Origin of the sequence: Novosphingobium sp. (genome assembly GCF_027489515.1) — a bacterium.
Taxonomy (GTDB): Bacteria; Pseudomonadota; Alphaproteobacteria; order Sphingomonadales; family Sphingomonadaceae; genus Novosphingobium.
In genome coordinates, this window is record NZ_JAIXZS010000009.1 from 25,385 (window position 1) to 34,900 (window position 9,516).

The 9,516-nt window shown below is 67.0% G+C and carries 8 protein-coding genes; all 8 read left to right on the forward strand.

The features are described from left to right. The first annotated feature begins 6 nt into the window (after window positions 1-6). Genes murD through ftsA form a run of 8 tightly spaced genes read left to right on the forward strand, consistent with a single transcriptional unit; the run spans window position 7 to window position 9,290 of the window. Window positions 7-1,317, forward strand: a complete 1,311-nt coding sequence (murD, locus tag Q0082_RS00610) for a UDP-N-acetylmuramoyl-L-alanine--D-glutamate ligase (protein WP_298188721.1) — start codon at window positions 7-9, stop codon at window positions 1,315-1,317. Then, a complete protein-coding gene (locus Q0082_RS00615) occupies window positions 1,314-2,546 on the forward strand; it encodes an FtsW/RodA/SpoVE family cell cycle protein (protein WP_298188723.1) in 1,233 nt (410 codons plus the stop codon). The genes murD and Q0082_RS00615 overlap by 4 nt, the downstream gene beginning before the upstream one ends. Before the next feature lie 8 nt (window positions 2,547-2,554). After that, entirely contained in the window at window positions 2,555-3,736 is a 1,182-nt protein-coding gene (gene murG / locus Q0082_RS00620) for an undecaprenyldiphospho-muramoylpentapeptide beta-N-acetylglucosaminyltransferase (protein ID WP_298188736.1), read from the forward strand. Beyond that, complete coding sequence (gene murC / locus Q0082_RS00625) at window positions 3,733-5,145, forward strand: UDP-N-acetylmuramate--L-alanine ligase (RefSeq protein ID WP_298188726.1); 1,413 nt, start codon at window positions 3,733-3,735, stop codon at window positions 5,143-5,145. Before murG ends, murC begins: the two co-directional genes overlap by 4 nt. Further along, window positions 5,142-6,038, forward strand: coding sequence for a UDP-N-acetylmuramate dehydrogenase (gene murB / locus Q0082_RS00630; protein ID WP_298188728.1), 897 nt, complete (start codon window positions 5,142-5,144; stop codon window positions 6,036-6,038). Before murC ends, murB begins: the two co-directional genes overlap by 4 nt. Beyond that, window positions 6,035-6,979, forward strand: coding sequence for a D-alanine--D-alanine ligase (locus Q0082_RS00635; RefSeq protein ID WP_298188731.1), 945 nt, complete (start codon window positions 6,035-6,037; stop codon window positions 6,977-6,979). The genes murB and Q0082_RS00635 overlap by 4 nt, the downstream gene beginning before the upstream one ends. Window positions 6,980-6,982: 3 nt before the next feature. Continuing rightward, window positions 6,983-7,996 carry a cell division protein FtsQ/DivIB gene (locus Q0082_RS00640; RefSeq protein WP_298188732.1) on the forward strand — a complete coding sequence of 338 codons (1,014 nt, stop codon included), beginning with the start codon at window positions 6,983-6,985 and terminating at the stop codon, window positions 7,994-7,996. Window positions 7,997-8,006: 10 nt separating this feature from the next. After that, a complete protein-coding gene (ftsA, locus tag Q0082_RS00645) occupies window positions 8,007-9,290 on the forward strand; it encodes a cell division protein FtsA (protein WP_298188733.1) in 1,284 nt (427 codons plus the stop codon). Window positions 9,291-9,516: the final 226 nt, after the last annotated feature.

Here is a 9,516-nt window from a genome sequence, read left to right on the forward strand (position 1 = left end):
CGGCGGATGATCACCTCGCCCGTCTTTGCCGGCAAACGCTACGCGGTCCTCGGCCTCGCGCGCTCGGGTCTCGCCAGCGTCGATACGCTGCTTGCAAGCGGTGCGGATGTGACGGCATGGGACGGGCGCGAGGACGCCCGCGCGGCGGTCGAAGGCCGGGCGACGATTGCCGATCCGCTGACCATCGACCTCACCGGGTTCGACGGCATGGTTGTCTCCCCCGGCGTTCCTTTGAACCGCCACCCCATCGCCGCCCACGCCCGCAGCTTCGATGTGCCGATCATCGGCGATATCGAGCTTTTCGCCCAGGCGCGCGCCAGCCTGCCGCCGCACAAGGTCGTCGCGATCACCGGCACCAACGGCAAATCGACCACCACCTCGCTGATGCACCACATCGTCAAGGCGGCGGGGATGCCGACGGAAATGGGCGGCAATATCGGCCTGCCCATTCTCGGTCAGCCGCCGCTGCCCGAAGGCGGGGTCTATGTGCTCGAGTTGTCGAGTTACCAGATCGACCTGACCTACAGCCTCCATGCCGATCTCGCCGCGTTCATCAACCTCAGCCCCGATCACCTTGATCGGTATGATGGCTATGAAGGCTACGGCGCATCCAAGGCGCGGCTGTTCCAGATGCAGCAGGCGGGCCAGTTTGCCGTGTTCGGCTGCGGCGATGACGATACCCGCCGTATCGCCGCCGAGATTGCGTCGCATCGCCCCGCAGGCGATATCGAAGTGGTCGATCCCGCGGCGCTGACCGGGCAGGCCGAATGGCCTTCGCTGCAGGGGCCGCACAACCTCCAGAATGCCGCCATCGCGGTCGCGATGGCAAAGCGCCTCGGTATTGCCGAACCGGTGTGGCGGGCCGCTCTCGCCAGCTTCGTCGGTCTGCCGCACCGCATGGAGCGCGTGGCCGAAGCGAACGGCGTCCTTTTCATCAATGACAGCAAGGCGACCAACCCCGCCTCTACCGCGCCTGCCCTCGGCGCCTGGCCGCGCGTCCACTGGATCCTCGGCGGCCTGCCCAAGGGCGACGACCTCGATGCCTGCGCGCCCTATTTCAGCCACGTCGTGCAGGCCTACACGATTGGCGAGGCGGGGCCGCGCTTTGCCGAGCTCCTTGAGCCCGTTATGCCCGTCCAGCGGAGCGAGATGCTCTGCGATGCGGTCCGGCAGGCGATGGATGCCGCGCAGCCCGGCGATGTCGTCATGCTTTCGCCCGCTTGCGCCAGCTTCGACCAGTTCCGCGATTTCGAGGCGCGGGGCGACAGCTTCCGCCAGATCGTCACCGCGCTGATCGCCGAGAAAGGGGCCGCATGAACGCGCACCAGCCCACCCGGCAGGTCGCCACCCCGCTGCCCGGTGGCGGCGTGCGGATCGCGCCGCGCACCAATCGCTATCGCCGCACCCGCCGCAGCGAACTGGTGATCTGGTGGCGCGAGATCGACCGTGTGCTGCTCGCGCTCGTGCTCATGCTCGTCACCGTCGGCACGGTTGCGGTCGCAGCCTCGTCCCCGGCGAGTGCGCACCGGCTCTCGACCCAGACCAAGTCCTTGGGCGATCTCTATTTCTTCTGGCTGCACTTGCGGTTCCTCAGCGTCGGGCTTTTCGCGATGTTCGTCGCCTCGCTCCTGCCCAAGGAAACCACGCGGCGGCTGGCGATCCTGCTCGCGGCGGCGATGCTCGTCGCTCTCGTGCTGGTGCCGTTCCTCGGCAACGAGGTGAAGGGCGCCAAGCGCTGGCTGTGGATCGGCTTCAGCTTGCAGCCGTCCGAATTCCTCAAGCCCGGCTTTGCCGTTGCGGTGGCGTGGATCCTTTCGTGGCGTGTGCGCGATCCCAATATTCCGGTCATCCCGATCACCATCGGCCTGATGGGCCTGATCGCCGCACTGCTGATGGCGCAGCCTGACTTCGGCTCCACCGTGCTGTTCGGCGGCGTGTGGTTCGTCCTCGTGCTGCTCTCCGGCCTCGATATTGCCAAGATCGGCTGGAGCGTGGGCGGCGGTATTGCCGCGGTCGTCCTCGCCTATTTCTTCTACCCCAACGCCACGCACCGCATCGATGCCTTCCTTTCGGGCGGCAGCGAGTTCGATCAGGTCGATCTTGCCATGCGCACCCTCGTCAGCGGGGGGTGGAGCGGGGCAGGCCTCTGGCTCGGCAGCCGCAAGATGGCGCTGCCCGAGGCGCATACCGACTATATCTTCTCGGTGATCGGCGAGGAATTCGGCCTCATCGCCTGCGCGCTGATCGTGGTGCTCTACTGTGCCATCGTGATCCGCGTGATGATGCGCCTTGCGGACGAGGAGGATCTCTTCACGGTGCTCGCAGCCGCCGGACTCACCGCGCAGCTGGCGGGGCAGGCCTTCATCAACATTCTCGTCAATCTCCAGCTGTTCCCCTCCAAAGGCATGACGCTCCCACTGATCAGCTACGGCGGCTCCTCGACCATCGCGCTGCTGCTCGGCGTGGGGTTCCTTCTCGCCATCACGCGGCGCAATCCCTATCTCTCGCGCGAGACGACGGACATCAGGGAGCTCGTGCGCACATGACTAATCGCGTGCCTGGCGTATCGCGCCATTTCGTCCTCGCGGCGGGCGGCACCGGCGGGCATTTGCTGCCCGCCTTCGCGCTGGCGACCGAGCTCGACCGGCGCGGCCACCACGTCGCGCTGGTGACGGATGAGCGTGGGGCGAAAATCCCCGGTAAGCCCTCGTTCCTGCCTGCGCATGTCCTCCCGGCAGGCCGGCTCGGCAAGAACCCCGTTGCGCTCGCCAAGGGCCTTGCCGCGATCTGGCGCGGGCGGGCAATGGCGCTGCGCCTGTTCGAAAGCTTCCAGCCGTCCTGCGTCGTCGGTTTCGGCGGTTATCCGGCGCTGCCCGCGCTGCTCGCCGCGCGCTCGGCCAGGATTCCCACGGTGATCCACGAGCAGAATGCGGTGCTTGGCCGCGTCAATCGCCTGTTGGCCAAGCGCGTCGACGCCATCGCCACCGCCTACATGGAAGTCGAGCGGCTCGACCCCAAGCTCTGGGGCAAGGTCCACCGCGTCGGCAATCCGGTGCGCGCGGAAGTGCTGGCGCTGCGCGGTGAGGCCTTTCCCGAATTCACCGAGGACAGCTTGTTCCGCGTGCTGGTAACGGGCGGCAGCCAGGGCGCCTCGATCCTCTCCGAGGTCGTGCCTGATGGGCTCGCCATGCTCCCGCCCGCGCTGCGCCACCGCTTGCAGGTGACGCAGCAGTGCCGGCCCGAGGATCTCGAGGCCGTGCGCGCCCGCTATGCCGGCCATCAGATTCCCGCTGAACTGGGCACCTATTTTGAAGACATGGCGAGCCGCCTTGCCGAGACCCACCTCTTCATCGGTCGCTCCGGCGCCTCCACAATTGCCGAGCTGACTGCCGTCGGCCGCCCCGCGATCCTGATCCCGCTGCCCATCGCGACCGACGACCACCAGGCTGTCAACGCGCGCGAAATGGTCAAGGCGGGCGGCGCGCGCGCAATCCGCCAGTCGGGCTTTACCCCCAAGGAGCTCGCCAAGCAGATTCAGACCATGGCGCTCGGCCCTGCCGCGCTTGCCAATGCGGCGCATGCCGCGTGGAACTGCGGCCTCCCCAATGCGGTCAAGGACCTCGCCGATCTCGTCGAAGGCTTTGGCGGGGTGCCGCTGATGGATGTGATTCGCATGGAAAGCGCTACGCAGTCCGCCAGCACCCAGCAGGCGCTCGCCAAGGAGAGCGCCGAATGAAGGGCGTCGGCACCGAGATCGGCACGATCCACTTCGTCGGCATCGGCGGCATCGGCATGTCCGGCATTGCCGAAGTCATGCACAACATGGGCTACAGCGTGCAGGGCTCCGACATGGCCGAAAGCTATGTCGTCGATGGCCTGCGCACGCGCGGCATTCCGGTGATGATCGGCCAGCGCGCGGAAAACGTCGCGGGCGCGGCGGTGGTCGTCACTTCCACCGCGGTAAAGCGCGATAACCCCGAAGTCGTCGCCGCATTGGAAGCCCGCGTCCCGGTCGTTCGCCGCGCCGAGATGCTCGCCGAACTGATGCGCCTCAAGAACACCGTTGCGGTGGCGGGCACACATGGCAAGACGACCACCACTTCGATGGTCGCCTGCCTGCTCGATGCGGGCGGGATTGATCCCACCGTGATCAATGGCGGCATCATCAATTCCTACGGTTCCAACGCCCGCCTCGGCGATAGCGAGTGGATGGTGGTCGAGGCCGACGAGAGCGACGGCTCGTTCCTGCGGCTCGATGGCACCTTGGCGGTCGTCACCAACATCGATCCCGAGCACCTCGATCACTACGGCTCGTTCGAGCGGGTGAAGGACAGCTTCGTTGAGTTCATCGAGAACGTGCCATTCTACGGCGCGGCGATCCTGTGCATCGATCATCCCGAAGTGCAGGCGATCATCCCCAAGGTGCGCGATCGCCGCGTGGTGACCTATGGCTTTTCCGCGCAGGCCGACGTGCGCGGCGAGGCTGTCACCCCGATCCCCGGCGGCAACCGCTTCACTGCCGTGCTGCGCCAGCGCGATGGAAGCTTCCGCCGCATCGAGGGCATCGAGCTCCCCATGCCCGGCCGCCACAACGTGCAAAACGCGCTCGCCGCCGTCGCCGTCGCGGTCGAGATGGGGGTTTCGGAAGAGCTTATCCGCACCGGCTTCGGCAAGTTCGGCGGGGTCAAGCGCCGCTTCACCAAGGTGGGTGAGGTCGACGGCGTAACGGTGATCGACGACTACGGCCACCACCCGGTCGAGATCCGCGCCGTGCTCGCCGCCGCGCGTGAAGGCGTGCAGGGCCGCGTGATTGCTGTTGTCCAGCCGCACCGCTTCACCCGCCTGCGTGACCACATGGAAGACTTCCAGGGCGCCTTCAACGATGCCGATGTGGTCTACGCCGCGCCCGTCTACCCGGCGGGTGAACAGCCGATCGAAGGCGTGGACAGCGCCGCGATGGTTGAAGGCATCAAGGCGCGCGGCCACCGTTCGGCCCACCTGATTGCCGGCGCGGATGCGCTGGCTGTGGAACTGGCAGGTGTGGTCCAGCCCGGCGACATGGTCGTCTGTCTCGGCGCGGGCGATATCACCAAGTGGGCTGCAGGCCTCGCCGGCGCGATTGCCAAGCAGCGGGGGGCGGCGTGACTACGCTCACTGCCTTGCCCCCGGTTCGCGGCAAGCTCACCCCCAACGCCCCGCTCGCCCCGCTGGTCTGGTTCAAGTCCGGAGGCACGGCGCAGTGGCTGTTCGAGCCCAAGGACGTCGCTGATCTGCAGGCATTCCTTGCCGGTCTTGCACCCGAGATCCCCGTCATGGCGCTCGGACTTGGCTCGAACCTGATCGTGCGCGATGGCGGCGTTCCGGGTGTCGTCGTCCGCCTCGGCAAGGCCTTCGCCAAGGTCGAGCGCGTGGACGAAGTCACGCTCAATTGCGGCGGCGGTGCCAGCGGCATCCTCGTCTCCAGCACCGCGCGGGATAACGGCATCGCAGGTCTCGAATTCCTCCGCTCGATCCCCGGCACTGTTGGCGGGTTCGTGCGCATGAACGGCGGGGCCTATGGGCGTGAGGTCAAGGATATCCTGATCGACTGCGACGTGGTGCTCCACACCGGCGAGATGGTGACGCTGCCGCTCGGCGAACTCGGCTACACCTACCGTCACTCCGATCTTGTCGATGGCTGTGTGGTCGTCGCCGCGCGCTTCCGGGGGTGCCCGGGCGAGCCCGCCGCGATCCAGGCCGAAATGGACCGCATTTCCGCCGCGCGCGAGGCGAGCCAGCCGCTGCGCAGCAAGACTGGCGGCAGCACGTTCAAGAACCCTGATGGCGCGAAGGCGTGGGAACTGGTCGACAAGGCCGGCTGCCGGGGGCTGACGCTCGGCGGCGCGCAAGTCTCCGAAAAGCACACCAATTTCCTCATCAACACCGGCGAGGCCACCAGCGCGGATATCGAAGCGCTGGGCGAGGAAGTGCGGCGGCGGGTGAAGGAGCAGTCGGGCGTCGAGCTCCATTGGGAAATACAGCGAGTAGGAAGACCGTGACGCTCCCCAAACTCCATATCGCGGTCCTGATGGGCGGATGGTCGAGCGAGCGGCCCGTTTCGCTCATGTCCGGCAATGGCGTGGCCGATGCGCTGGAGGCCAAGGGCCACCGCGTCACCCGCATCGACATGGGCCGTGATGTTGCGCAGAAGCTTGCCGAAGCCGCGCCCGATGTCGTGTTCAATGCGCTCCACGGCACGCCCGGCGAAGACGGCACGGTGCAGGGCCTGATGGACCTCATGGGCTTCACCTATACACACTCCGGGCTCGCCACCTCGGTCATCGCCATCGACAAGCAGCTCACCAAACAGGCGCTGGTGCCCCACGGTATCCCCATGCCGGGTGGGCGCATCGTGCAGAGCGCGGAGCTGTTCGAGCGCGATCCGCTGCCGCGCCCCTATGTCGTGAAGCCGGTCAACGAAGGTTCCTCGGTCGGCGTCGCCATCGTCACCAAGGATGGCAACTACGGCGATCCGATCAGCCGCGACAGCGTGGGCCCGTGGAACGAGTTCGACGAGCTCCTCGCCGAACCCTTCATCCGCGGCCGCGAACTCACCACCGCCGTGCTGGTGGACAAGGCCCTCCTCGTCACCGAACTGCGCCCCAAGTCCGGTTTCTACGATTTCGACGCCAAGTACACCGACGGCATGACCGACCACATCTGCCCGGCCGAAATCCCCGAGGAGATCGCCGAGGCGTGCAAGGATATCGCGCTGCGTGCGCACCAGCTCCTGGGCTGCAAGGGCACCAGCCGCAGCGATTTCCGCTGGGATGACGAGCAGGGCGTCGAAGGGCTGTTCCTCCTTGAAGTGAACACCCAGCCGGGAATGACGCCCTTGAGCCTCGTGCCCGAACAGGCGCGCGCGCTGGGCATGAACTATGGCGATCTGGTGGAAGCGATTGTCGCCGACGCGCTCGCCCACTCGAAGAAGGAGGCCTGAGCCATGGCGCAGACCATTCGCCGGGGCGGGAAAGCGGTGCGCAAGGTTGCAGCCGCCAGCGGGACCAAGCGCAAGGTCACCGCCGCGCGCCGCCAGACCGGCTCGGTGATCGATCAGATCATGCAGTGGATGCCCTTCAGCGAAGAAACGCTGCACCGCATCCTGATGGCGGTGATCCTCGGTGGCGCGGCCGTGCTCATGTGGGTTGTCGCCAGCATGGCGGGGGTGCCCCAGCTTGCCGAGGCCGAGATGGCGCTCGTCGCGTCAAAGTCCGGGTTCGAGGTCAAGCGCGTCGAAGTGCGCGGCGTCAACCGCATGAACGAACTCAAGATCTACGAGAAAGTGCTGGGCCAGCGCGATCAAGCGATGCCCCGGCTCGATATCGCCTCCCTGCGTGACGAACTGCTCCAGCTTTCGTGGGTCAAGGATGCCCGCGTCTCGCGCCAGCTGCCCGACACGCTGGTGGTCGACGTGATCGAGCGCAGCCCCCATGCGGTGCTCCGCCGCGACGGCAAGCTCACCCTGATCGATGAGACCGGTCACCCGCTAGAAGCCGTGAATCCCGCGAAGGCCAAGGGCCTGCTGGTCCTGTCCGGCAACGGCGCGGAGGCGCGCGTGCCCGATCTCGTCAAGCTGCTCGACGCCGCGCCTGCGCTGCGCCCGCAAGTGGCGGAGGCTGAATGGATCGGCAACCGCCGCTGGAACCTCACGTTCAAGACCCGCCAGGTCGTCGCGCTGCCCGAGGGTGAGACCGAGGCGGCGAGCGCGCTCCTCACCTTTGCGCGCATGGATGGCGTGGACCGCCTGCTCGGCGGGAAGGTCGCGAGCTTCGACATGCGCAACGCCGATCGCATCTACATGCGCGTGCCGGGCCGCGCCGATGAAATGGCCGCTACCGCGCGTGCTGCGGCGACCGCCAAGGCCGAGGCTGCCGCCGCGAAGACTGAGGCCGCGCGCGCCGCTGTTGCTTCGGCTGCGCCCACGAAGGCTCCCGGCAGCAAGACCGCACAGGATTGATTGCCCGGCCATGGCTGCCCCCCGCATCACCAAGGTCTTCGCGGCCGTCAATCTCGGCTCGTTCCGCGTCTCGGCGATCATCGCCGGGCTGACCGAGGGCGGGGAGATGGTTGTCATGGGTTCGGGCCATCGCCAGTCGCAGGGGATCAAGCGCGGCTACGTAACCGACATGGTCGCCGCCACCCATTCGGTGCGTGATGCCATCGAGCGCGCCGAGAAGATGGCCAACGCCAGCGTACAGAGCGTGTGGATCGGCTGCTCGGGCGCGGGGCTCGCCAGCACCACCGCCAAGGTCGAAGTCGAGATCGGCGGGCGGCGCATCGAAAGCGACGATATCGAGCACTTGCTGATCGCCGGGCGCGAGGTGATCCAGCCCGACGGCCGCACCGTGCTCCACGCCCAACCCGCGCACTATACCCTCGACGGAGCGGACGGGGTGCCCAATCCCAAGGGGCTCCATGCCGAACGCCTCGCAGTCGATATCCACGTCATGCTGGCGGACGGCGCGCCGGTGCGCAATCTCAAGGAAACGGTCGAGAACGCGCACCTGCGCGTCGAAGCCGTCGTCGGCTCACCCATCGCGGCCGGCCATGCCTGCCTTTCCAACGAAGAGCGCGAACTGGGCGTCGCGCTGATCGAATTCGGCGCGGAAGTGACGACCGTCTCCGTCTATGCCGGCGGCATGCTGCTCGGCATGCAGGCGATTGCCTTCGGCTCGGGCGATATCACTGACGCCATCGCCTCGGCCTTCGGCATCCGCCGCTATCAGGCCGAGCGGCTCAAATGCATGGCAGGCTCCGCGCTCGCGAGCCCTGCCGATCACCGCGAGATGATCCCGGTCAACGCACCCGGCGATCCCGAGCAGAGCGGCCCGATGGCGCGCCATGCCGACGACAAGAACCGCATCCCGCGCGCCGAACTTGTTTCGGTGATTACCCAGCAACTCGGTGTGTTCACCGACGAAGTGGGCCGCGCACTCAAAGCACTTGGCTTCAATGGCAAGCGCGGCCAGCAGGTGGTGCTGACGGGCGGCGGTGCGCAGCTGCCCGGCCTTGCCGATTATGCGCAGGCCGCGCTCGGCCGCCCGGTACGCATCGGCTCGCCGCCAACCATGCTGGGTCTGCCGCCGGGCCACGCGACCCCCAGTTCCTCGACGCTTGTCGGCCTCATGCTCTATGCTGCGGCCGATCCGGTCGACATCCGCAAGATCGGTCCGACCTGGGGGCCTACGCAGTCCTACAGCGGGCTTGGCCTTATTCAGCGCATCTGGCGTGCCATGCGCGAGTATTTCTGATGGCAGGAGCGGCTCAAGACCCTCCTACTTGTGGAAAAACCTGTCGAAGCTTTGATTCGGTCAAACGATCCGTGCCAAAGCAAACGTTGGAATTTACGGGGCACCGTTTCCGGCCCCCCGCAGACCCGCACGGGAGAGCGCTATGAGCATCAACATCGGACCGCCGGCCATCGACGAACTGCGGCCGCGCATCACCGTCATCGGCGTGGGCGGGGCGGGCGGCAAC